The following is a 22,043-nucleotide window of genomic DNA, read 5'->3' on the forward strand; positions in this document are numbered from 1 at the left end:
CAGCATCCTTTCTTATAGGAAAATAGTTAAGTGATGAAATATCTCAATCTGCTACTAGTTTAGTATAAGGGCAATATTCAGTCAATTTTCAGTGCGGCTTTATATTGGTGTCAGGCACTGCTAATGGACATTCTGCCCTCATTTGTCCACGGACGGTGCCAGGCACTGCTGCCACATTCTTTGAAACCAAATTACCGTTTCTTTCGTAAAGAGATTAGGATGAAACAAGGAGGCAGCTATGGATCAAAGAATAAAGAAACTTGCAGATTCAGCTTTTGAGAAGTTCGGGCTGGCAGAATATGATCTCGGTAGAACCGGATTCTATCAAGACTCACCTTTTCAGAATAAGACTGTTTATACTCTCTGTATGGAATGGTTCCCTAACGGTACAGCAGCAGAGGATGATGAGAGCAATCCGGAGGGCACGGCTGTCATAGAAGTGGCCATTCCAAGCAATAAGACAAAGAGCGCTATATTTGTGGGCGGGAAGACATTGGCTGATGGAGTTATTTTCGTTCCCGGGGACCGGGGCAGTATGATTGATTGGATTGAGAAAGAAACTGGCCTGAGCTATGGGCAGCAATTCATGCTGACGAAGGAAGAGGGAAGAAGGCTGCATTTTTCAGCGGCTGTCAATGGCACCGCCCTCTATCCTGGTGGTTATATAGAGCTGGAAACGGATGAGGAAGGAAGGCTGATTACTTTTTCTTCAAATGGAAGTTTCCCAGAAGCAGATCAGGTACAGGAGGAGAAATATGCTCTCTCGCTTGAAGACATAGATGAAGATCTTCTTAGAGAGCAACTGATATTCGCTCAATTCCCGAACCGGGAAAAAGAAAAATGGTTTTCTTTATTTGCGATTGAGGAAATTTTCGTCAAGAATGACAGGATGAAAACGATTGAATTTGACCCAATAGGGATGGAGCCAAAGCTTATGGTTGATCAGGTAATCGTTTGGGACAAGCCTTCAGACGTTCCTTTTGAACGAAAGCCTATCATAGAATCCGAAGACATTGGAGCAGACCAGGCATTCGGCGGAGAACCTCATATAGAGTCCTGCCCGATCAGGGAGGAAGAGACTGATAAATGCGCGGATGCTGTCAGGCAGGTGCTCAGCCGGGAATATCCTGGCGAGTCCGGCCAGTGGACATTGAAAACACTTCGCAGGAGCCGCGGGTGCATTGATGCGGTATTAAGGAAATCCGGGCAGGATTCTAGTGTTTTTAAGCGAAAGCTGACGGTTGTGATTGATGCCCATAGTTTTGAGCCGAGAAATTATTTTGACAACCAGATGATGCTCGACATGTTCGACGGTTACCAGGCACCAGGGGAGATAGCGGTCATTAAGGAGGAAGCCTTTGAAATGTTAAAATCATCCTTCTTCTTAAAACCGGTCTATGTCTATGATGTTGAGAGAGAAAAGTATGTTTTATGCGGAAAATTGGACTGCCTGCATGCAATTGATGCTGAGACAGGCGAGATTGTTCTGCTCGATGATATTTAAAGTGGATTTTATGCAGGAAATGCCCTTCTGATAGATATCAGTGGGCGTTTTTTCATTAAATACTTTGCAGGGGCAAGAGATTCTACATAAAAATTCTGTTATTCTACCTAAAATTCTTGTTATTCTACATAAAATCAGTGTGATTCTACACAAAATACATATATTGGAATACCAGAATACTCCAGTGCCAGCTGCTGCCGTGCCTGGCACTGCCAAAAGACACCTCCCCCCATTCTGTCCACGGGCAGTGCCAGGCACTAATTTCACCAGGAACATACGTTTTCAAGGGACATGCATAATGTCACCCTCGCCTTAATAAGATGAACTATCATCTTAGAAATGGGGCGAGAAATTGGTAAATGCGAATGGCATTGTTACAAAGGAAATCCTTGCGCGCTATGTGGAATTGAGCAAGACAAAGAAAGCTGCGGAAGAGGAGCTTGAGTCGCTGAAAAAGATGTTCAATCTCCATTTTGATCAATCTGTCGGACAAAATGAAAAGGGCGAAATCACAGTGAGCACATTCAAACTCCAGCGGCAGATCAGGAAAGCCGAGAAATTTGAGCAGGAACCAACCGTAAAAAGGCTGGAAGAGTTAAATCTCCATGAACTGATCCAAAAAAAGCCGGATGAAGGTAAAATTAAATCAGCCCTGGACCTGGGCCTGCTAAAAGAAGCAGATCTGGAGGGCTGCCGCACCATCAAAACCAATGCAGCCATATATGTAAAAGAGATAGATTCCTAACCGTGACAGGCACCGCAAATGGATACTTCTTCTGAATTTGTCCACGAGCGGTGCCTGACACCGTATAAGACACCATATTAGAATTTCAATAACGCCGCCAATATTGCTTATAATGGTGTAAACATGTTAGCAGGTGCAGCAGGAAATGGAGGCGGTGAAATGGCAAAGTCAGTATGTATAATCGGAGCCGGGATCGGGGGCCTGACAGCCGGTGCCCTTTTGGCCAATGCCGGCTTTCAGGTGACTGTCCTGGAAAAGGCATCAACCGTTGGCGGATCGGCTGGCTTTTATATACGAAAAGGACGGATGTTCCCGACCGGTGCAACTGTCGCATTCGGACTGGAAGAAGGAGGACTGCTGAGAGAGCTCCTAAATGAATCAGGGGTACACCTCCCGGCAGAATGTCTGTCCCATCCTATGGATGTTATATTGCCTGATCGGAAAATTTCCATATACCAACGCACAGAATACTGGGAGGAAGAGCTCCAGCGCGTATTCTTTGAGCACCCAGAGGATGTTTTGCGGTTCTGGAGAGAGCTTCACAAAATCGGGGAAATGGTACAGGCTGTTTCCGCTTCAGGGATATCTCTTCCGATAAAAAAACTTTATGACCTTGGGAGATTTGCAGGCCTCGCCCTCCGGCGCCCCGTTTCTATGCTGAGGCTCGCACGTTATGCCCTTTCAACAGTAGAAGATCTATTAAAGAAGCATAAGCTCGAACATTATCTTCCGTTCAGGCAGTTCTTGGATGCCCAGCTGCTGGATGCCGCGCAGACCGATGCTTCTGAGGCTGCTTTGCTGCCTTCAAGCCTGGCCCTGACCATTTATAGGAATGGAAGCTTTGCCATTGAAAAAGGGCTGGGGCAGATCAGTTCTTCTTTAGCAGAGAGGATAGTGGAACTTGGCGGAAGGGTGGAGCTTGTTTCTCCAGTTAAGAAGGTTGAGTACTGCAAAAGTGAAAAAAAGTGGAAGGTAGAAAGCAGGAAATGCAGCGGAGCATTTGATCTTATTATCAATAACAGCGGCATTTCCTTTGGAAAAGGGACAAGCCATAGTGAAGGTGATGAGTTTTCGTGGGGAGCTTTTCGGGTTGACAGCATCGTGTCAGGAAAGGACCAAAGAAACCTGCCTTTCGCCTATCAGATCATGCCGCAAGGGGAGCAGCAAGCATTTCATGGCCCCATCTATGCAACTCTGCAGGAATCGAGGGACGCAAGCGGGCTTACAATCGAGGATGAAATGATATTGACGATTTCTGTTCATACCGACAGCACGATATGGGCTTCATTTGGAAAAGAAGAATACAGGCAGCGGAAAGAACAACTGGCAGGCAGACTGCTCCATGAAGTGGATAAAATCACACCAATTAAAACCCGCTTGCAAAAGGCTGAAGCTGGAACCCCTTTAACGTATCAAAAGTTTGTAGGTAAATCGGAGGTCGGCGGATTTCCCCTGACCATCCGGAACAGCATCCTCAAGCCAAAAAGCTTCCGGACTTCCTTGCCCGGATTCTATTTAGCAGGAGAGCAGGTCTTCCCAGGACCGGGTACACTATCAGCAGCGCTAAGCGGCCGCAATGCCGCGAGGGCCATTATAAAAGAACATTAACCCTGCGTGCCAGGCACCGCAAATGGACACTTTCCCCAAAAATGTCCACGAGCGGTGCCTGGCACGCATTTTTTGGTATAAAATGAGAAAAACAGAGGAGGACAACCATGAAACAATCTATCATTATGCTAATATTATTCGCCATTCTTTCAGCCGGGTGCCAGGCACCGGAGAAGATGGTTCTGCTTGATGAGCCAATATCAGAAGTGAACGTTTCAAAATCTGATGGATTCGGCGGGATGAACGAAGAAATCCTCTATTCTTTTCAGGACAAAGAAAGTCTAACCAGATTCGAGGATGCAATCACATCTGCGGTCCTGCGGCCTGGGAAGGCCGATATCTCAGATCCTGAATATGACGTGATGGTGGAATATCAGCCGGAGGGGGAGTTTCCGGCACATGGGATCCACCTGTGGCTCGGCGGGGAAAACGAGAGAAGCACCTTCATGTATATCGGGGATGATGCTGTTTATCTCACCTCTCCTGCACATACAGAGAAATTAAGGCAATTGCTCTTCCAAGAGAAAAAATAATGGCAGCTTGCTCAACTTAGCAATATAGGTCAAAAAAACCGCCATCTGCTTTTGTTATCTTAAATATGGAAGGAGGTGCCAGCAGTGGCCTACAGTTCCATCATCCAGAAAAGCATAGAGCATATTGAATCAAGCCTTCATGAGGACCTGTCGCTGGACAATATCGCTCAGACAGCCGGGTTTTCTAAGTTTCATTACCACCGGATTTTCCAGAAGGAAGTCGGGGTGACGGTTTCCGAGTACATCCGCTACAGAAGGATTGCCAACAGTGCCCATATGCTGCTTTATACAGATGAGAAAATCCTTGATATTGCTTTATACTTTCAATTCGAATCACAGGAAGCCTTCACAAGATCATTCAAAAAATATTATCATTTGCCGCCGGGAAAATACAGAAAGCTGATCGGGAAACTGGCGGAGCAAAAGGAGGAAAAAAACATGGACAAAGAACAGAAGCCAAAAGGATGGGTGCTCAGTGGAAGCCATCCGTTCAACTACCAGATGGGAATTGATCATGAGACTTTTCACAAAGGAAAATCATCAGGGTATCTGCAGTCACAGACTGTGGAAGCGCCAGGAGAATTTGCGACCATGATGCAGGAAATCAACGCAAAAAACTATCGAGGGAAGCGGCTTAAGTTTTCCGGTTTCCTGAAATCAAATAATGTGGACGGCTTCTGCAGCTTTTGGATGAGAGTAGATAATGCTTCCGATGAAGTACTGCAGTTCGATAATATGGGCAATCGCCCGATCAAGGGAAGTACAGGCTGGAATTATTATGATATTGTCCTCGATGTGCCGGAAAATAGTGCGGTGATTGCCTTTGGCGTCATACTATCCGGCAGGGGAAAAGTGTGGGTGGATGAATTGAAGTTTGAGGAAGTCAGCACCTCCGTCCCTACAACCAATATTGATTTTACAAGAGATCTTCACGAAGAACCGGTCAATCTCTCTTTTGAAGAGGAGTAGAGAATGAGGAAAAAAGCAGGCATAATCCTTGGGGCCGGCCTTGTAATTGGGATCACATTGCTGAAGCTTCAGACAGGCAGCTTTCTGTGGAATTTTATCAGCGGCCTATGGGGCTGACCTGCGTAATAAAGCCCTTCCCATTAATAGGCTGTTGACACTCTTACTTTTATCCTATAAAGTACACAAGTATGTTTTTTATTAGGAGGAAAGTATGGAGACTCAGAATCACACACAAGTTAAAATCACAGCAGCAGATCCATCCGCGTTGGGCTTATTCGGCCTTGCCATGGTCACGTTTGTGGCGTCATCACAGAAATTGGGCCTGACAGACGGATTATCTTATATCCTTCCCTGGGCGTTTTTCCTGGGCGGATTGGCGCAGCTTTTCGCTTCGGTTCAGGATTCGAAGCATAATAATATTTTCGGGACAACGGCCTTCGGGGCTTTTGGATTGTTCTGGTTCGGTGTCGGCATGACCTGGCTGATCCAGCTTGGCTTCTTTGGAGAAGCCCTTGCCTTGGATGGAGACCCGAAGCAGCTGGGGTTCGCGTTCGTCGGCTATTTGATTTTCAGCCTCTTTATGACGGTAGGGGCTATGGAAACCCATAAGGTGCTGTTTTTTATTTTCGTGTTCATCGATTTTCTGTTTATCGGTCTATCTCTGAGCACCTTTGGCATTATGCATGAAGCGACACATATGCTGGCAGCTGTTGCGGAAATGTGCATTGCGCTTCTGTCCTTTTATGGATCAGCGGCCATTGTGCTGAATACGCATTTTGGAAAAGTCGTGCTGCCAATCGGCAAGCCATTCGGGATTTTTAAATAAAAAGAGGGTGCCAGGCATCGGGAGCAATCCCGTGCCTGGCACCTTTTTTATATGAATCTCTCCACATTCACACGTCCGGAAAAGAAGGTGGCGCCTCCGCCCATGTCGGCGATGCGGTCAGGGACGAGTGCGTTGACAAGATGCTTTTTGCCGGGGGAATCTGCCCAGAGGCCTTGGGACACTAGGACTCCCGGCAGCACACGATCCCCGGCATTCGCCTTCAGGATGCATTCGCCCCGGTCATTCCAAACTCTCACCATGTCCCCATCCAGAATCCCCAATTCCTGTGCATCCTGACTGTTCATGAACAGCTGCGGCTCTTTTTCCAGGTCCTGATGCTTTTGATTATTGGAAAAAGTGGAGTTCAGGAAATTATGGTTCGGCGCCGGGACGAAGAAAAACGGGTGCTCGCTGTCTTTTTCAAGCGGCGTATAGACAGGCAGCGGCGGATAGCCGTCCTTTGCCATCTGCTCGGAATACAGCTCAATTTTCCCGCTCGGCGTTGGCAGTTTACCAGGGAAAAGAGGCTGTACCTTACCCTTCACAAAGCTATTCTCCTTCAGCGTTTCGTAAGTGACCCCATCCAGTGCAGGATTTCCGGGATGATCGAGCGCCTGGCTGATCATTTCCGCCTCGGTGTCAGAAAAAGCCTCATCTTCAAAATCCATGCCTGCCGCCAAAAGCCGGAAAACCTCCACATTAGATTTTGATTCACCATAAGGTTTGATGACCGGCTCCTGCAGCTGCAGAAAATGATGCCAGTATGAGGTGTACAAATCCGTATTTTCAAAAGAGGAAGTCGCTGGGAGCACGATATCGGCATATTTGGCCGTTTCGGTTAAAAATAAATCATGGACCACCGTGAAAAGATCTTCTCTCTTGAGACCGCCCCTGACCAGATTGGCTTCCGGAGCGACAACCGCAGGATTGGTCCCGTAGATGAACAATGACAGAATCGGGTGCTCTGATTCTTGAAGCGCCTGGCCGATAAGGTTCATATTGATGGTCCGGGCCCTGCTCTCCTTCCGAAGATCCGGGCGCTGCAGCTTGAAATTATTGAGTGCCAGATACCCGCCATTGCCTTTAATGGCTCCGCCGCCTTTTTTCAGCCATTGGCCTGTGATCGCGGGGAGGCAGGAGATGGTGCGTATGCACATGCCGCCATTGTCATGGTGCTGGATCCCATTGCCGATCCGGATGAAGGAAGGGGAAATGGTCCCGTACATCCTTGCCAGTTTATAAATATCATCCACAGGGACGCCGGTGATAGCGGAAACAGCAGCAGGATCATAGGCAGCACAATGCGCTTTCAGCTCTTCATGTCCAACCGTACAGTTCCTGAGGAATTCTTCATCCGCCATGTTTTCCTCAAACAGGATATGCATGATGCCAAGGGCAAGGGCTGCATCTGTCCCTGGAAGGATGGGGATGAACCAGTCGGCAGCCCGTCCTGTCTGATTTTTGTGGACATCAATGACGATCAGCTTTGCCCCGTTCTTTCGCGCCTTTTGCGCCAGGGCGATCTGGTGCATATTCGTGCTTGCCGCATTGATGCCCCAAAAAATCATCAGCTTAGAATGGATCGTATCCTCAGGATCAATGCCGAAGCTTCCGCCCATCGTGTAGCGGTAGCCGACGGTGCCTGCCGCCTGGCATATTGTATAATCCAGCTTTGAAGCGCCAAGCCGGTTGAAGAAGCGCCGGTCCATGCCCTCGGAATTCAGCCTTCCCATATTTCCATAGAAGCTGTAAGGAAGGATGCTCTCGGGTCCGGCAGTTTGCAGAAGTTCTTTCCAATGCGAGGTGATTTCCCGAATGGCTTCATCCCAGCTTATTCTCTCAAATCTGCCTTCGCCTTTTTTGCCAATCCTTCGCAAAGGATGTGTCAGGCGCTTTTCATCGTAAATCCGTTCAGCCTTATGCCGCACCTTCTGGCAAATATGGCCCTTTGTGACCGGATGCTCCGGATCCCCGGCAATTTTAACAATTCTTCCATTCTCTTTCTGCAGCAGCAGCCCGCACTGATCAGGGCAGTCCAGCGGGCATACGCTTTTGAATATTCCATTCTCTGTATCTGCAGCTGACATCATTTGACCGCCTCTCCTTATTCGTATATTAGTATCTTAAAAGAGTTGGACAATTCCTGCAATATAAGAAAAAGCCTGCTCCGATTGGAACAGGCTTAATGGTGCTGGCAGATTAAAGTGCCTTCGCTGCTGCTTTTGCTTTTTCAAGACCTTCATTGATGATTTCCTGTGCACGGTCAGGGAATTGGTTATGTCCTTCAACGATGATGGATTCAACGTCCTGGACGCCCCAGAAATTCAGGATGGTGCTCACATAGTTGACGGCCATTTCAGCGCTTGCCGCAGGGCCTTCAGAGTAAATGCCTCCGCGTGCATTAAGAAGGACAACCTTCTTGTCTGTCAGCAGACCGACAGGGCCTTCTGCTGTATAACGGAAAGTTTTTCCGGCCTGTCCGAGATAATCAAGATATGTGTGCAGTACTGCAGGAACAGTGAAGTTCCACAATGGGAATGCGAATACAACTTTATCTGCAGCCAGGAACTGGTCCAGATATTTGTTTACCAGGTTTGCTGCTTCAGTTTCAGCTGGCGTAAGCTCCATGCCTTTAGCAAGCTTGAACATGCCGCCCATCATATCATTGCTGTAGTATGGCAGGTTTTCGCTGAAAAGATCCAGCTCAGTGATTTGTTCGCCGGGATGAGCTTCTTTATAGCTTTCAACAAAAGCATTATAGAGCTGAACGCTTACAGCCTGATCGGTCGGGCGGGAATTGGCTTTGATGAATAATACGTTTGACATAAGAATACCTCGCTTTATTTTTCTATGTTGCTATAGCAACTGTTGATTATGCTATTATGACAAACACCACTTTACCACACTTTTGGTTGTTGTAGCAACATTAATGCAGGCAAATGTACAGACTACTGGACATTTGCCTGCATTTTACGGAGAATCCTCCTGACTTCGTTCTGCTCTTCCTCTGTAATTCCCTGGCAGACGAGAGAGTTGAATTCCTCGGTCAGGGGAATGATGTGCTCCCCGAGCTCCCGTCCTTTTTCTGTCAGAAACAGCTGGAGGGAACGGCGGTCGCTTTTATGCTGAATCCTTTGAATAAATCCCTTTTTCTCAAGATTGGATACCATGCGCGCAATATTGGTTTTATCTTTCAGCAGCTTTTCAGCTACCTCATTTTGCGTAATTCCATCCTTTTCCCACAATAGCATCATGATTAAGTTCTGCTCGGGAGCAAGGTTATAAGGCGCCAGCCTGTTCTTAACATAGCTGGTCAGCGTCAGGTCGGTCTGATGGATATAGATGCTGATGTAATCGGTAAAAGAAAGCTTCAAAGGGGTTCCTCCGTTCTATAAGTAAACAGGCTTTGGATAATCATATTTTATGGTTATGCCGGCAAAAAAACAATAAGTTGAGCATCAATATGCCGGAAGTGAATTATTTAGTTGATATTCGGAAGAATCAGCCGATATAACCAGTATGAAATACCTATAAAAATGAATGAGGTTATACACCCATGTTTACTGTCCCAGATTCAGAGAATATATATATTCTCCAAGGCCATTATTCTGTCCCGATTGTTCTTCTTTCTATTATTATTGCCTGCTGTGCATCCTATACCGCATTATCAATGAATCAGCGGATGCAGCAGCCAAGCTTTTTCCAGCAAAAGTTCTGGCTGCTGCTGTCTTCCATTGCAATGGGGCTCGGAATCTGGTCCATGCATTTTATCGGCATGAGTGCATTCATGCTGCCGATGCCGATGAAGTATGACTGGACGATGACAATCGTTTCTGTGTTTCCTGCCTTTTTGGCCTCTTATCTGGCCTTTTACATCAGCAACCGGAAGAACAGCACTCATTGGCCATCTGTTATTTCAGGGGCCATTATGGGGATTGGCATCTCCGCCATGCATTATTTCGGGATGGCTGCCATGGAGATGGAAGCGGAATACAGCTATAAGCCGGGACTGTTTGCCGCCTCCATCGCCATTGCTGTCGTGGTATCCTATATCGCCCTGTATATCTTTTCTGTGCTGCAGAAATACATGGGCAGCTTTCTGGTAAAAACAGCCACTGCGCTTATCATGGGTCTTGCGATTACAAGTATGCATTACACAGGGATGGCAGCTGTTGTTTTTTATACAAAAGCGCCATTGGGCCATGCTTTGCATAAGATGCATAATATGGATATGAAGCTGTTGGTCGGCGTCATTACAGTGGGAATCTTGCTTCTCCTTGCCATTTCCGGCCTGACGAGCCTGCTGGACCGGTTTGTAGAATACCGCCTGAGCTATTTTGACCCGCTGACACAGCTGCCGAACCAGCGGCAGTTTGAACAGGACTTAAAAAGCGGTGGCAAAGGAAGCCTGGCCATCATCCATATCCATGACCTGGAGAAATGGAACAGCGGCTTTGGCTATTCATTCGGGGATGAAATCATTCAGTCTGTCCATGGCGGAATTAAGGGGCTGCTTCCGCTGGAAATCAAGGCATACCGCATCGAAGGGAATCGTTTCGCGCTTTTCGCTTCCGGGGAGCATGACTATGAAAAAATAAAGGCAGCCTTGAAGAGGATCATGGCTGTCTTCACCCAGCCGCTGATCATTGGAAAACAGCGGCTCGTAATTGATATGGTGTGTGCCGTTAGTTCAGCCAGTGATAAACAGCCGCATAAAGAACTGTTTTCAAGCACAATGGCCGTACTCCAGCACTCGACGATCAAGTACAAGCATGAGGTAATTGAATATAATCCCGCAGTCCATACCTACAGCTTTGAAAAGGAGCTGGCTAAGGATATCACACCTGCTATGGGAAGTGGGGAGCTTTTTCTTGTCTACCAGCCGAAAATCTCCTCAAGCACGTGGGAGATTTCGGGCATGGAGGCATTATTGCGCTGGAAACACCCCAGGCATGGCATGATTTCGCCAGGCGTTTTCATTCCCATCCTGGAGGAAAGCGGGAAGCTTTTCGAAGTCACAGACTGGGTAATTGAAAAAGTGTGCCTGCAGCTGTCACACTGGCGAAAAGACGGGGCAGCCCTTCACCAGATTTCCATTAACATCCCGGGCCCTTATCTGACTTCAGCCAAACTGCTGAACGTTTTAATAGACAGTCTTGAGAAATATGATATCAGCAGCCATCTGCTTGAATTGGAAATCACGGAGACCAGCGTCATCCATGATATTGAGAATGCCATTCAGGCAGTGGCGCAGTTCAGGGAAATGGGGCTTTCTGTTGCCTTGGACGATTTTGGTACAGGCGTATCCTCTCTTTCGTATTTAAAAAGAATACCGATTTCGACCATCAAAATTGATAAATCCTTCGTCGACGGGGTGCCGATGTCAGAAAAGGATTCGGCCATCCTGCGGGCCATTATTTCGCTGTCCTGCTCGCTGAACCTAAAGGTCGTCATCGAGGGGGCAGAATATCAGGACCAGATCGACTTTATTGGTTCTTTAAGCGAATCGCCGCATGTACAGGGCTATTATTTTTCCCGCCCGCTGAAAGAAGAAGAGCTGCAGGACTGGATACAGAACAGACATGAAGAAGCGCTGGTTTAATAAAGAAGGCAGGCCGGACACTTTCAGTCCAGCCTGCCTTTTCTATATGCTAGATTTCTTTGAGTGCACTCTCCAGATCTCCATATCCCCTTTTGTCCTGAAGCATCGGATCATCCGTCTCGGCCGTCCAGCCGTTTCCAAGAGCCGTAAATCTTCCATCCTCCTGCTGTGCAAAAGGTGTATGTATATGGAACGTCCGATCATCCTTCTTGACCGTGCAGCCGAAATAATAGCGCCCGCCCTGGCCTGGCTCCTCATAAGTGCCTATACTGTCCGCCCCGTATTCATTCAAATAGCCCTCAAAAGACCTCTGCAAATCCGCCAGAATCTGCTCACGCGTCATCGATTCCACTGTGCTGTCTCCCTTCGTTGTTATCTGCTTTTAATATGGCTTGGTTCTTAGGTTTTATTCTTCACAGTGAATGGGTTACTTGTAAAAAGGTGTGAGATATAATGATAATTATTTGTTTTTTTAAAAATTTTGAAACCCTCAGCTGCTGCACCTCGTCAAATCACGAATTTTAAACAAGGAGGTGGGTTTTGGTGTTTATAGAAGGTGAGCAGGATTTTAATCCGGATTTGGCAAAGAATGAAAATTTGGAAGAAATATTAGAAGAAATCATGGTTACATACGGAACGGAGCTTGCAACGCTTGCTTTCTCTTATGTAAAGGATGCCGGGCTGGCCAAGGATATTATACAGAATGTATTTATCAGCTGCAGCTCCAGCCTGCAAAAGTTTAAAGGGGAGTCTTCCCTGAAGACCTGGCTGTACCGGATCACCATTAACCAGTGCAAAGACCATTTAAAGAGTGCGTATTTCAAAAGGATACTTTTACCAGGTAAACAGGAGGACAACTCAACACCTCATGCGGACAGCCCTGAGGCAGCGTTACTCGAAAAAGACCATAAAAGGCAAATCAGGGATTGTATCATGTCTTTAAGCCCGAAATATAAAGAGGTCATTTTTCTATACTATTATCAGGAGTTTACAGTTGGAGAGGTCGCCTCCACTCTTCGTATATCAGAGAATACTGTCAAAACGAGACTGAAACGGGGAAGGGAAAAGCTCGGGGCGATATTGAGAAAGGAGGACATGCAATGGGACAGGATATAAAAAGCAAAGATCTTTTTAGTGAGGTGGAATTTACTGCAGAGGACAGACAGAAGGTGCAGGACTGTATAAAAAATAGTGAAAAACCACTTTTCTTTAAATGGCGGATCAAATCGATTGCAGCAGCTGCAGTTCTCCTCTTTACTTTGGCAGGTTCCTTGGCTTTATACGGATCAGGAACAAAGGCATTTGCTTTTTCAAACTTTCCTTTCTTTGATTCCATCTTCAGCCTTTTTGGCGATGAAGGGCTCCAAAAGGCCTCAAAAGGCGGAAATGTATCGCTTTTATCTTTAGAAAAGCAGGAAGATGGGATTAAGATGAGCATAAAGGAAGCAGTTTACGATGGACGCAGACTCTCAATCAGTTATGTGATTGAATCAGAAAAGCCGATAAATAATTACTCATATAAACAAATCGATGCTTATATACCCCTTAATCATTCTGAAGAGGGTATCTCCAGAAATGGTGTAAGGGATGAACAGATTTCTGAAAACAAAGTGGCAGGCATCTCAACCTTTACGTACGATAATGATAAAGGCGAATTGCCGGATAAAATAAAGGTGGACTTTCTATATAAAGCTACAACAGACAAATCTTACAAATGGGAAAAGGACTTCTCGTTCCGGTTCCAGTTCCCTGTTGAAAAATCAGAGGATATTAAAACCATCCCTATGAATATGGTTAAACAGTGGGAAAACAAAGTACTAGAACTAAAGAGTATTAAGCTGAGCCCGCTGACTACATCGGTTAATCTCCGATATAAGGAGCCATATAACAATAGGGAGCCCTATCAGTCTCATACAATCAGGCTTATTGATGAAAATGGCAAAGTTTTAAGGAATTTAAACAATTGGACAATGGGAATGGGGACCCAGACAAAAGAAAACGGCCAATGGTACAGTGTGACTGAATACAAAGAGTTTTTCGAGCAAGTGGACAAAGGTTCGTCAACCGTAACCATACAGGTGATAAATGGGACTTCAAACAGGTTTAAAGAAGATACGCCTCTAAGTAGTACCCCGCTCTCAACTGAAGCAGCCTTCCAGATGGGAGAAATGGGCAGCATTGAAATAGAAGGGATTGAAAGGGCAGACCAAACACTCATAATTGCCTATAAATATAAAAGCTCCCTGGCGTTCCTGAATGATTTTCAGTTTATGCTTACAGATAAAAATGGGGAATTTTATCATGGCATTGAGAAGTCCCGGGAATATTTAGGAGGCGAAGCTTATCTTGTTGAAGAAGTGTTCCCGAATACGCCGGATGAAGGTCTTTTCATCAAATATTTTAATGAAAAGGCTCCCGAGCTCATAGAAGAATTCCAAATGGAAGTACCGATCAAATAATCCTTTCAGGAAAAGGATATCCCTTCTCCACTGTAGAAGTTAACTCCAACAAGAATATACAGGAGGCTGAGCAATGGAACAGGAATTCAAATCATTTCTCAATTATTACCTCCAGGTTTGGAGGAACTCATCGCTCGAAGAAATGAAAGAGCTGATATCAAAGGATTATCAGGCAAGGGAAATCCGCGGGGATCAGATTGATGATTTTGGCTACGATGAGTCGGTCAAAGGCTGGGAGCAGGGATTTCGGTATGTAAAAGAGAATGAAGGGATCTGGGATTTGAAGGAGCTTGCTGTCATTCCGCTGAAGGAGGATGAAGTGATGGTGGTCTTGTCGGCCTCGATTATTATAAAGGGAGAACGGATCGGCACAGCCAATCTCTTTTTCGATACCTTCAAAAAAGACGGAGAAGGCAGCTGGAAGCAGGCCAGAAGCTATGTAGAAACAGGAATTTCCCCGGAAAGAATCGGCACCCTGCAGCTCCAGCAGCATATCTGAAAGGGACCATGCGCAGTGGTCCTTTTTCTTTGCTATCATACATATAACAGTAAATGGAACCAGCAGGAGGTGAGCTCCATGATCAATCTGGAGTTTACAGGTAACGCAGTAGAATGGGCAGCCACCATATTGGCTTATGCAGCTATTGTGATTGCCGCAATCGTTTTATATAAAAAGCAGGATGAAAAGCCCAAGGTATTAAAAATCATCCTCATTATGTTTATTGGACTCTTTTCTTTTTCAATTAACTGGCAAAGTGACGGCCTGCCCATCCGGCTGCCGATACTGCCTCTCGGGGTATGGATCCTTTACTTTTTTTCCAGGGGCAAAGAAGGGAGATGGGCAAAGTACCGGCGGTTTGCCTGGCTGGGGTTTGCCGCCAATTTTGCTTTGCTTGCGGCTTCACTTGCAGCGGCTATGTTTTACCATGGGGTCTATGACACAAAGGATCCTGCCGTCTATTTGGCCAGTGTTGAGGATGCAGAAGTGGTCCTGCTGCACCCTTCAGCAGAACAGACAGTTCTCCGCCAGGGAGCACTGCTGGAGACAGGAATATGGACCAGGGGAAATTTTGATAGTGAAGAATGGTACAGGGAAATAACGATGGACGACAATCATGATGAAAGATTTCCTTACCTTCTTTCCGGGACAGAGCCTAAATGGGGAAGCGGCCTGGAGTCAGTCATTTATATTGAAAAGGATGGGAAGGGCGTCTTGATCTCAGGGCCTGATGCTCAGATGTATTACCGGTCTGAAAAGCCGCTGATTGAACCCTATGCCAGATAAAAAGAATCTTAGCTGGCCTCTCCGCATTGTCCGTTCATCCATTATGCTATAAAATCAGAAGCAGAAGGATAATGGGGTGAGCCATGTGAACTATAAACGGATTAAACCGCGTAAAATATATGAAGAAATTGCTGAGGCGCTAATGGATATGATCAAGTCAGGAGAGCTGAAGCCGGGAGATAAGCTTGCTTCGGTCCAGCAGCTGGCGGAAAACTTCCAGGTCGGCAGGTCTGCCGTCCGGGAGGCCTTGAGCGCTTTGCGTGCCATGGGACTTGTGGAAATGCACCAGGGCGAGGGAACCTATATCAGGGAATTTGAATCCAATATGCTGACACTTCCAGTCTATACAGCCATGCTGATGAAAAAGACCGATGTTAAAAATCTTCTGGAGGTGCGGAGGATCCTTGAGGTCGGCGCCGTCAGTGCTGCTGCAGAAAGGCGTACGGTAGAGCAGCTGGCTGAAATTGAATCAGCGCTTGAGCAGATGAAAAAGGCCAGCGATGAAGAGCTTGGGGAAGAAGCGGATTTTCAGTTTCATATGGCGATTGCCAAGGCGTCGCAAAATGATCTGCTGATCAGCCTGATGAATAATGTTTCGGAAATGATGGTGACCACCATGCGTGAGACAAGGAGAATCTGGCTGTATTCTACCGAAAAAGCTTTAGGCCGCCTCACACTCGAGCACCAGAGCATCTATGAAAGCATCCGGGACCAGGATGGGCCCCGCGCCCAGCAGCTGATGCTTGACCACCTGCATAGTGTGGAAGAGGTCCTGATGAAATATATGAACGAAATGGAAGAGTGAGGGCCTGCATCCGAGGGGGATGCAGGCTTATTTATTTTTTATGATTCTTTGCTCGGTATTTAGGAATCCATTAAAACCGAAGAGCGGGACTCCCTGCAAAAGTTAATATCTGAAAATTTCCTATTGTAATGTGAAAGCGTTTTACTTATACTGTTTAATATAATAAAGTCATCTGATGACCTGTTAACATGATGAATGAATATGCGATTAAAAAGGAGAGAAAAACGATGAGTATTGGAATGCTCGCTCTCATTGCTACCATACCGATTGTTTCGGTATTTGTTTTTTTAGTCATATTGAGATGGCCAGCGAATAAGGCGATGCCTTTATCGCTGATCGTAACCGTCCTGATGGCCATGGCTGTGTGGAAGGTGCCTGGCGCCCAGATCGGGGCTGCTGCTGTCAAAGGCCTGGCGACCGCCCTTGAAGTAGGGGTGATTGTCTTCGGAGCAATCCTGCTTCTTAACACCTTGAAAGAAAGCGGTGCCATCTTTACGATACGTAAAGGCTTTATGAGCATCTCGCCTGACAGGCGCGTCCAGACGATCATCGTCTGCTGGCTGTTCGGTTCCTTCCTGGAAGGTGCCGCAGGATGGGGAGCCCCGGCGACAATTGTCGGTCCGCTTCTTGTGGCAATCGGATTCCCCGCGATGGGAGCTGTCATGGTTGCCCTGATCCTGCAGTCAACGCCGGTATCATATGGAGCCGTCGGTACACCGATCCTGATCGGCGTCAATACCGGACTGAAGGATTCGCCGCTTGTCCAAAGCTATGTTGCTGAACAAGGAACAACGATGGAGGCATACATAAACGGTATCGGCGGCCAGGTTGCCCTGATTCACGGAGTGATCGGGATATTCATCCCTCTCTTTATGGTTACGATGCTGACTTATTTCTTTGGAAAAAATAAATCGATTGCAGAAGGGCTTGCCATCTGGAAGTTTGCTATTTTCGCAGGACTCGCATTCACGGTGCCTTACGCGCTTGTGGCCAATCTCCTTGGACCGGAATTCCCGTCCATGATCGGCGGTTTGATAGGACTTGTCATTGTGGTGCCGGCAGCAAGGAAGGGATTCCTTGTTCCGAAAAAGTCCTGGGATTTCGATTCAGCAGACAACTGGGATCCTGCCTGGACGGGAACCCTCCAGGTTGATAAAGAAGATGCTGCGAAAAAGCCTGTCTCTTTCCTGGCAGCCTGGATGCCTTACATCCTTGTTGCGGTACTGCTGGTGCTGACAAGACTGAAGACACTCCCGTTTGCCGGGTGGATCCAGTCCTGGGTCATCAGCCTTGAGAATGTATTCGGGACAGTCATCACAGTTGAATCCAAGCCGCTGAATATTCCCGGTGTGGTATTCATTGCTGTATCGCTGATCTCCATCCTTATTTACAGGATGAATATGAAAGCATACGGCCGGGCGGTCAAAGATTCTTTCAAAACCGTTGTCAGTGCCATGGCAGCCCTTATTTTCGCAGTGCCGATGGTGCAGGTATTCATCAATTCCGGCGTCAACGCAGCTGACTATACCAGCATGCCGCTCGCACTCGCTGAGGGCATATCAGAGGTATTCGGCTCCTACTGGCCGCTTGCAGCACCGACGATTGGAGCGATCGGCGCATTTGCGGCCGGAAGCAATACAATCAGCAATATGATGTTTTCGCTCTTCCAGTTCGGGGTGGCAGACAATATCATGGCAGCACCTGCCACAATTGTTGCCCTGCAGGCAGTCGGCGGAGCTGCCGGCAATATGATCTGTGTGCATAATGTTGTGGCTGCGTCCTCTTCTGCAGGCCTGATCGGAAAAGAAGGAAATTTGATCAGAAAAACACTGATCCCGATGACCTTCTATGTCATTTTTGCCGGGGGGATCGGCTATACAGCCATCAATGGCTTCGGCTTGAATGCAGGGACAGCCATCCTCGCGCTTGCCGCCGGCTTCATCCTCGTGATGCTGTACAAAGGGGAAAAACAGAACCGTACGGAAAGCAGGCAGCTGAAAAAAACAGCTTGATAATCGGCAGGTTCCTATAAGGGGCCTGTCTTTTTCTCAGGAAAGTATTTTAGTATACTAAAGTCATCTGATGACCTGTTGACTATAAACCTATAAAGATTTAAACTATATAGTATCAAAAGTAAAAAAAGTGAATCAGCTTTCAAAAGAAGTGAAAGCGATAACAAGGAAAAGGTGAAATCGATGAAAGTATCATTATTTGTTACCTGCCTGATCGATATATTCCAGACTGAAGCGGGAAAAGATACCGTGGAGCTGCTCGAAAGGCTCGGCTGCGAGGTCGATTTCCCGGAGCGCCAGACATGCTGCGGACAGCCTGCTTACAACAGCGGCTATGTGGAAAAAGCGAAAGAATCGATGAAACATATGATAAAAGTTTTTGAGCATGCAGATTATGTTGTTTCTCCTTCCGGGTCGTGCAGTACGATGTTCAAAGAATATCCCCATATTTTCAAAGGGGACCCGAAATGGGAAGAGAGGGCCCAGCGTCTGGCTGATAAAACATTTGAACTGACACAGTTCATTGTCGATGTGCTCGGCGTCGAGGATGTCGGTGCCAGGCTTGATGGGAAGGCAACCTACCATACTTCCTGCCATATGACAAGGCTGCTCGGAGTGAAGGAAGCGCCGATGAAGCTGCTGGGCAATGTGAAGGGGCTTGAAATGAGGCCGCTCCAGAACAGCTATGACTGCTGCGGCTTTGGAGGCACTTTTTCGGTAAAAATGACACCGATTTCAGAGCAGATGGTCGATGAAAAAGTCATGCATATTGAAGAATCAGAGGCTGATATTTTAATAGGCGGTGATTGCGGCTGCCTGATGAATATCGGCGGGCGGATCGAGAGGCACGGAAAGCAGATCAAAGTAATGCACATAGCATCCGTCCTAAACAGCAGGTAAAAGTGCAGAGAAAGAGGGGGAATAAAAATGGCAATGAAGATTGGGGATAAGCCCTTCAAGGAACGGGTAGCCGGCGGCATCAATGATACGTTTATGCGCGGAGCCGTTTCCTCTGCACAGGGGCGCTTCCGCACAGGGCGCCTGAATGCAGCGGAAGAGCTTGGGAACTGGGAGGACTGGCGCCAGCTTGGCGAAGAAATCCGCTCCCATACAATAGAAAATCTTGACTACTATCTGGAGCAGCTGAGCGAAAATGTGGCAAAGCGCGGCGGCCATGTCTTTTTTGCGGAAACGGCGGAAGAAGCGAATGACTATATCACGAATGTTGTAAAACGGAAAAAAGGAAAAAAGGTTGTTAAGTCCAAATCAATGGTCACAGAAGAAATCAACATGAACGAGGCGCTTGAAAAGGCCGGCTGCGAAGTCATTGAAACCGACCTTGGGGAGTGGATCCTGCAGGTCGATGACCATGATCCTCCTTCCCATATCGTCACGCCCGCACTTCATAAAAACAAAGAACAAATCCGCGATGTGTTCAAAGCGAAGCTGGGCTATGACAAAACGGAAAAGCCGGAAGAGCTTGCCTTGTTTGCACGGGAAAAGCTTCGCAAGGAATTCCTGGAGGCAGACATCGGCATCACAGGCTGCAATTTTGCCATTGCAGAGTCCGGCACGGTTTCTCTTGTGACGAATGAAGGAAATGCCCGGATGGTTACGGCGATCCCGAAGACGCAGATCACCGTTATGGGCATGGAGAGGATTGTACCGACCTGGGAAGAAATGGAGGTCCTGGTCAGCCTTTTGACAAGGGCGGCAGTCGGGCAGAAGCTGACAAGCTATGTCACCGGCCTGAGCGGACCCAAGCAGGAGGGCGATGTTGACGGACCGGAGGAATTCCACCTGGTCATCGTCGACAATGGGCGCTCGAAGATATTGGGGACGGCCTTCCAGTCAATCCTGCACTGCATCCGCTGTGCAGCCTGCATCAATGTTTGCCCGGTCTACCGCCATGTAGGCGGACATTCCTACGGCTCCATCTATCCGGGACCGGTCGGGGCTGTCCTGTCGCCATTATTGGGCGGCTATGATGAATTTAAAGAACTTCCTTATGCTTCAACCTTATGCGCGGCGTGCACAGAGGCATGCCCGGTAAAGATTCCGCTTCACGAGCACCTGCTGCGCCATCGCCAGGAAATTGTCGAGAAAGAGGGCAGGGCTCCTGCCTTTGAGAATCTTTCCATGAAGGCCTTCAGCATGGGTACTGCTTCACCGGCCATGTACAATATCGGTTCAAAGCTGGCACCGGCGGCACTTGGCGTCTTTTCAAAGGATGAGAAAATTTCCAAAGGACCCGGCCCGCTGAAAAATTGGACAGATATCCGCGAATTCCCGGCACCTAAGAAAGACCGGTTCAGGGACTGGTTCAAAAAGAGAGAAAAAGAGGGTGACAAATAATGCCTGCAGGACAAATCCAAAACCGCTCATCTTTCCTGGATAACCTGGCGAAGAATCTTGGACGGGAACGGCGCAATCATGTTGAAAAGCCGGTCTGGAAGCATAATCCGCAGTGGGAGGTCCTAAAGGGCTTTTCACAGGATGAGCTTGCCGAAGTCCTCATCAAGCAATGTGAAATCATCCATACAGAAGTGCATCGGACAGTAACAGCCGACCTTCCTTTTCTGATAACAGAACTGATAAAGGAAACAGGCGGAAAATCAGTCGTCACATGGGATGACCCCCGTTTTGAAGAATGCGGGCTCGGCAGCATGCAAAGCACCCTTAAAACGGACGGAATCGATCTGCATGTATGGGATCCCGAAGCCGGGGAAGAAAACCTCGCCATTTCAGCAACCGCCGATATCGGGATCACCTTCAGTGACACAACCCTGGCAGAATCCGGAACCGTTGTCCTATTCAGCGGCCAAGGAAAAGGGCGGTCCGTCAGCCTGCTTCCGGCCATCTACTTTGCCATCATCCCAAAAAGCACCATCGTCCCAAGAATGACCCAGGCAGCCAAAGCCATCCACGAAATGGCAGCCAGAGGAGAAGAAGTCCCATCCTGCATCAACTTCATCTCCGGCCCAAGCAACAGCGCCGACATCGAAATGAACCTAATCGTCGGCGTCCATGGCCCAGTCAAAGCTATTTATTTGGTAGTGGATGACTTATAAGGAAAGCTGACGAAATAAAGCTGTTCAGTAATAAAAGGCTCCCAAAATCAAGTGATAAGCAGACTAAAAGTTATTTAAGCTGCATAACATTTCAGCCAAGGCTTACCATATAAATTCCGAAAACCTGCTGATTGGAGTGGAAGGCACGCAGACTCCTGCGGGAGATAGCGGCAAGGCTGAGACCCCCCAAGAGCTTGCTCTGAGGAGGCTCAGCGCTGTCCCGCGGAAAGCGAAGTGCCTGAAACGGAAATCAGCAGCCCCCATTAGCAAGAGAAAAAGAGTCTATGAGTTGAATCAGATTGAAAAAAGGGTATAACCACCCAAAAGAGTTATTTGTGTTAAACAACTTTTCAATGGAAACCATGCCAAAAAATTTCGAAGACCTGTTGATTGGAGTGGAAGGCGCGCAGACTCCTGCGGGAGATAGCGGCAAGGCTGAGACCCCCCAAGAGCTTGCTCTGAGGAGGCTCAGCGCTGTCCCGCGGAAAGCGAAGTGCCTGAAACGGAAATCAGCAGCCCCCATTAGCAAGAGAAAAAGAGTCTATGAGTTGAATCAGATTGAAAAAAGGGTATAACCACCCAAAAGAGTTATTTGTGTTAAACAACTTTTCAATGGAAACCATG

At 47.4% G+C, this 22,043-nt stretch carries 21 protein-coding genes; 17 read left to right on the forward strand and 4 right to left on the reverse strand.

Features of this window, described 5'->3' with window-relative positions; translation table 11 throughout:
- The first annotated feature begins 238 nt into the window (after nt 1-238).
- The 6 genes from CYJ37_RS20915 (at nt 239) to CYJ37_RS20940 (ending at nt 6,185) form a co-directional block, all read left to right on the forward strand.
- Nucleotides 239-1,504: a hypothetical protein gene (locus CYJ37_RS20915; RefSeq protein WP_101551605.1), complete on the forward strand. Its 1,266-nt coding sequence runs from the start codon at nt 239-241 to the stop codon at nt 1,502-1,504.
- A 352-nt stretch (nt 1,505-1,856) separates the two neighbouring features.
- The gene (locus tag CYJ37_RS20920; RefSeq protein ID WP_170939554.1) at nt 1,857-2,249 is read left to right on the forward strand and encodes a hypothetical protein; all 393 of its coding nucleotides are present in this window, start codon (nt 1,857-1,859) and stop codon (nt 2,247-2,249) included.
- Nucleotides 2,250-2,408: 159 nt separating this feature from the next.
- Nucleotides 2,409-3,857: a phytoene desaturase family protein gene (locus CYJ37_RS20925; protein WP_180827400.1), complete on the forward strand. Its 1,449-nt coding sequence runs from the start codon at nt 2,409-2,411 to the stop codon at nt 3,855-3,857.
- A 107-nt stretch (nt 3,858-3,964) separates the two neighbouring features.
- Nucleotides 3,965-4,390, forward strand: coding sequence for a hypothetical protein (locus CYJ37_RS20930; protein ID WP_257964274.1), 426 nt, complete (start codon nt 3,965-3,967; stop codon nt 4,388-4,390).
- An 84-nt stretch (nt 4,391-4,474) separates the two neighbouring features.
- A complete protein-coding gene (locus tag CYJ37_RS20935) occupies nt 4,475-5,359 on the forward strand; it encodes a helix-turn-helix domain-containing protein (RefSeq protein WP_170939552.1) in 885 nt (294 codons plus the stop codon).
- Nucleotides 5,360-5,570: 211 nt separating this feature from the next.
- The gene (locus tag CYJ37_RS20940) at nt 5,571-6,185 is read left to right on the forward strand and encodes an acetate uptake transporter (RefSeq protein ID WP_101551609.1); all 615 of its coding nucleotides are present in this window, start codon (nt 5,571-5,573) and stop codon (nt 6,183-6,185) included.
- 47 nt (nt 6,186-6,232) lie between these two features.
- Here the strand turns inward: CYJ37_RS20940 and CYJ37_RS20945 are convergent, their stop codons facing one another.
- From CYJ37_RS20945 to CYJ37_RS20955, 3 genes are all read right to left on the reverse strand, one after another.
- A complete protein-coding gene (locus tag CYJ37_RS20945; RefSeq protein WP_101551611.1) occupies nt 6,233-8,275 on the reverse strand; it encodes a molybdopterin-containing oxidoreductase family protein in 2,043 nt (680 codons plus the stop codon).
- 109 nt (nt 8,276-8,384) lie between these two features.
- On the reverse strand, nt 8,385-9,011 hold the full coding sequence (locus tag CYJ37_RS20950; RefSeq protein WP_101551612.1) for an FMN-dependent NADH-azoreductase: 627 nt from the start codon (nt 9,009-9,011) through the stop codon (nt 8,385-8,387).
- A 122-nt stretch (nt 9,012-9,133) separates the two neighbouring features.
- On the reverse strand, nt 9,134-9,559 hold the full coding sequence (locus tag CYJ37_RS20955) for a MarR family winged helix-turn-helix transcriptional regulator (protein WP_101551614.1): 426 nt from the start codon (nt 9,557-9,559) through the stop codon (nt 9,134-9,136).
- Between the two features lie 182 nt (nt 9,560-9,741).
- Between CYJ37_RS20955 and CYJ37_RS20960 the strand changes: the two genes are divergently transcribed.
- On the forward strand, nt 9,742-11,787 hold the full coding sequence (locus CYJ37_RS20960; protein ID WP_101551617.1) for a bifunctional diguanylate cyclase/phosphodiesterase: 2,046 nt from the start codon (nt 9,742-9,744) through the stop codon (nt 11,785-11,787).
- Between the two features lie 49 nt (nt 11,788-11,836).
- Here the strand turns inward: CYJ37_RS20960 and CYJ37_RS20965 are convergent, their stop codons facing one another.
- On the reverse strand, nt 11,837-12,130 hold the full coding sequence (locus tag CYJ37_RS20965) for a DUF5634 family protein (protein WP_009791812.1): 294 nt from the start codon (nt 12,128-12,130) through the stop codon (nt 11,837-11,839).
- 200 nt (nt 12,131-12,330) lie between these two features.
- On the opposite strand from CYJ37_RS20965, the gene CYJ37_RS20970 reads away from it, so the two are divergent.
- From CYJ37_RS20970 to CYJ37_RS21020, 10 genes are all read left to right on the forward strand, one after another.
- Complete coding sequence (locus tag CYJ37_RS20970) at nt 12,331-12,903, forward strand: sigma-70 family RNA polymerase sigma factor (protein ID WP_240684265.1); 573 nt, start codon at nt 12,331-12,333, stop codon at nt 12,901-12,903.
- Nucleotides 12,888-14,246: a DUF4179 domain-containing protein gene (locus CYJ37_RS20975; protein WP_101551621.1), complete on the forward strand. Its 1,359-nt coding sequence runs from the start codon at nt 12,888-12,890 to the stop codon at nt 14,244-14,246. The genes CYJ37_RS20970 and CYJ37_RS20975 overlap by 16 nt, the downstream gene beginning before the upstream one ends.
- A gap of 73 nt (nt 14,247-14,319) precedes the next feature.
- The gene (locus CYJ37_RS20980; protein WP_101551623.1) at nt 14,320-14,745 is read left to right on the forward strand and encodes a flavoprotein; all 426 of its coding nucleotides are present in this window, start codon (nt 14,320-14,322) and stop codon (nt 14,743-14,745) included.
- A 78-nt stretch (nt 14,746-14,823) separates the two neighbouring features.
- Nucleotides 14,824-15,531: a hypothetical protein gene (locus tag CYJ37_RS20985; protein WP_101551625.1), complete on the forward strand. Its 708-nt coding sequence runs from the start codon at nt 14,824-14,826 to the stop codon at nt 15,529-15,531.
- An 85-nt stretch (nt 15,532-15,616) separates the two neighbouring features.
- A complete protein-coding gene (locus tag CYJ37_RS20990; RefSeq protein WP_101551757.1) occupies nt 15,617-16,336 on the forward strand; it encodes a FadR/GntR family transcriptional regulator in 720 nt (239 codons plus the stop codon).
- Nucleotides 16,337-16,563: 227 nt separating this feature from the next.
- Nucleotides 16,564-18,348, forward strand: coding sequence for an L-lactate permease (locus tag CYJ37_RS20995; RefSeq protein ID WP_180827401.1), 1,785 nt, complete (start codon nt 16,564-16,566; stop codon nt 18,346-18,348).
- A 183-nt stretch (nt 18,349-18,531) separates the two neighbouring features.
- Complete coding sequence (locus tag CYJ37_RS21000) at nt 18,532-19,248, forward strand: (Fe-S)-binding protein (RefSeq protein WP_009791805.1); 717 nt, start codon at nt 18,532-18,534, stop codon at nt 19,246-19,248.
- Nucleotides 19,249-19,275: 27 nt separating this feature from the next.
- Nucleotides 19,276-20,703 carry a LutB/LldF family L-lactate oxidation iron-sulfur protein gene (locus CYJ37_RS21005; RefSeq protein WP_094769089.1) on the forward strand — a complete coding sequence of 476 codons (1,428 nt, stop codon included), beginning with the start codon at nt 19,276-19,278 and terminating at the stop codon, nt 20,701-20,703.
- Nucleotides 20,703-21,419, forward strand: a complete 717-nt coding sequence (locus CYJ37_RS21010) for a LutC/YkgG family protein (RefSeq protein WP_009791803.1) — start codon at nt 20,703-20,705, stop codon at nt 21,417-21,419. The genes CYJ37_RS21005 and CYJ37_RS21010 overlap by 1 nt, the downstream gene beginning before the upstream one ends.
- A gap of 299 nt (nt 21,420-21,718) precedes the next feature.
- The gene (locus CYJ37_RS21020; RefSeq protein ID WP_257964275.1) at nt 21,719-21,994 is read left to right on the forward strand and encodes a hypothetical protein; all 276 of its coding nucleotides are present in this window, start codon (nt 21,719-21,721) and stop codon (nt 21,992-21,994) included.
- The last annotated feature ends 49 nt before the right edge of the window (nt 21,995-22,043 follow it).

It is taken from the genome of Bacillus sp. UMB0728, from assembly GCF_002858875.1.
Classification (GTDB): Bacteria; Bacillota; Bacilli; order Bacillales; family Cytobacillaceae; genus Bacillus_AB; species Bacillus_AB infantis.

Bases quoted from the DNA above. Each gene is read 5' to 3' on its own strand.
- CYJ37_RS20950 (WP_101551612.1), bottom strand. From the start codon at position 9,011: ATGTCAAACGTATTATTCATCAAAGCCAATTCCCGCCCGACCGATCAG.
- CYJ37_RS20975 (WP_101551621.1), top strand. From the start codon at position 12,888: ATGGGACAGGATATAAAAAGCAAAGATCTTTTTAGTGAGGTGGAATTT.
- CYJ37_RS21005 (WP_094769089.1), top strand. From the start codon at position 19,276: ATGGCAATGAAGATTGGGGATAAGCCCTTCAAGGAACGGGTAGCCGGC.
- CYJ37_RS20940 (WP_101551609.1), top strand. From the start codon at position 5,571: ATGGAGACTCAGAATCACACACAAGTTAAAATCACAGCAGCAGATCCA.
- CYJ37_RS20960 (WP_101551617.1), top strand. From the start codon at position 9,742: ATGTTTACTGTCCCAGATTCAGAGAATATATATATTCTCCAAGGCCAT.
- CYJ37_RS20915 (WP_101551605.1), top strand. From the start codon at position 239: ATGGATCAAAGAATAAAGAAACTTGCAGATTCAGCTTTTGAGAAGTTC.
- CYJ37_RS21000 (WP_009791805.1), top strand. From the start codon at position 18,532: ATGAAAGTATCATTATTTGTTACCTGCCTGATCGATATATTCCAGACT.
- CYJ37_RS20945 (WP_101551611.1), bottom strand. From the start codon at position 8,275: ATGATGTCAGCTGCAGATACAGAGAATGGAATATTCAAAAGCGTATGC.
- CYJ37_RS20985 (WP_101551625.1), top strand. From the start codon at position 14,824: ATGATCAATCTGGAGTTTACAGGTAACGCAGTAGAATGGGCAGCCACC.
- CYJ37_RS20965 (WP_009791812.1), bottom strand. From the start codon at position 12,130: ATGACGCGTGAGCAGATTCTGGCGGATTTGCAGAGGTCTTTTGAGGGC.
- CYJ37_RS20925 (WP_180827400.1), top strand. From the start codon at position 2,409: ATGGCAAAGTCAGTATGTATAATCGGAGCCGGGATCGGGGGCCTGACA.
- CYJ37_RS20980 (WP_101551623.1), top strand. From the start codon at position 14,320: ATGGAACAGGAATTCAAATCATTTCTCAATTATTACCTCCAGGTTTGG.
- CYJ37_RS21010 (WP_009791803.1), top strand. From the start codon at position 20,703: ATGCCTGCAGGACAAATCCAAAACCGCTCATCTTTCCTGGATAACCTG.
- CYJ37_RS20995 (WP_180827401.1), top strand. From the start codon at position 16,564: ATGAGTATTGGAATGCTCGCTCTCATTGCTACCATACCGATTGTTTCG.
- CYJ37_RS20930 (WP_257964274.1), top strand. From the start codon at position 3,965: ATGAAACAATCTATCATTATGCTAATATTATTCGCCATTCTTTCAGCC.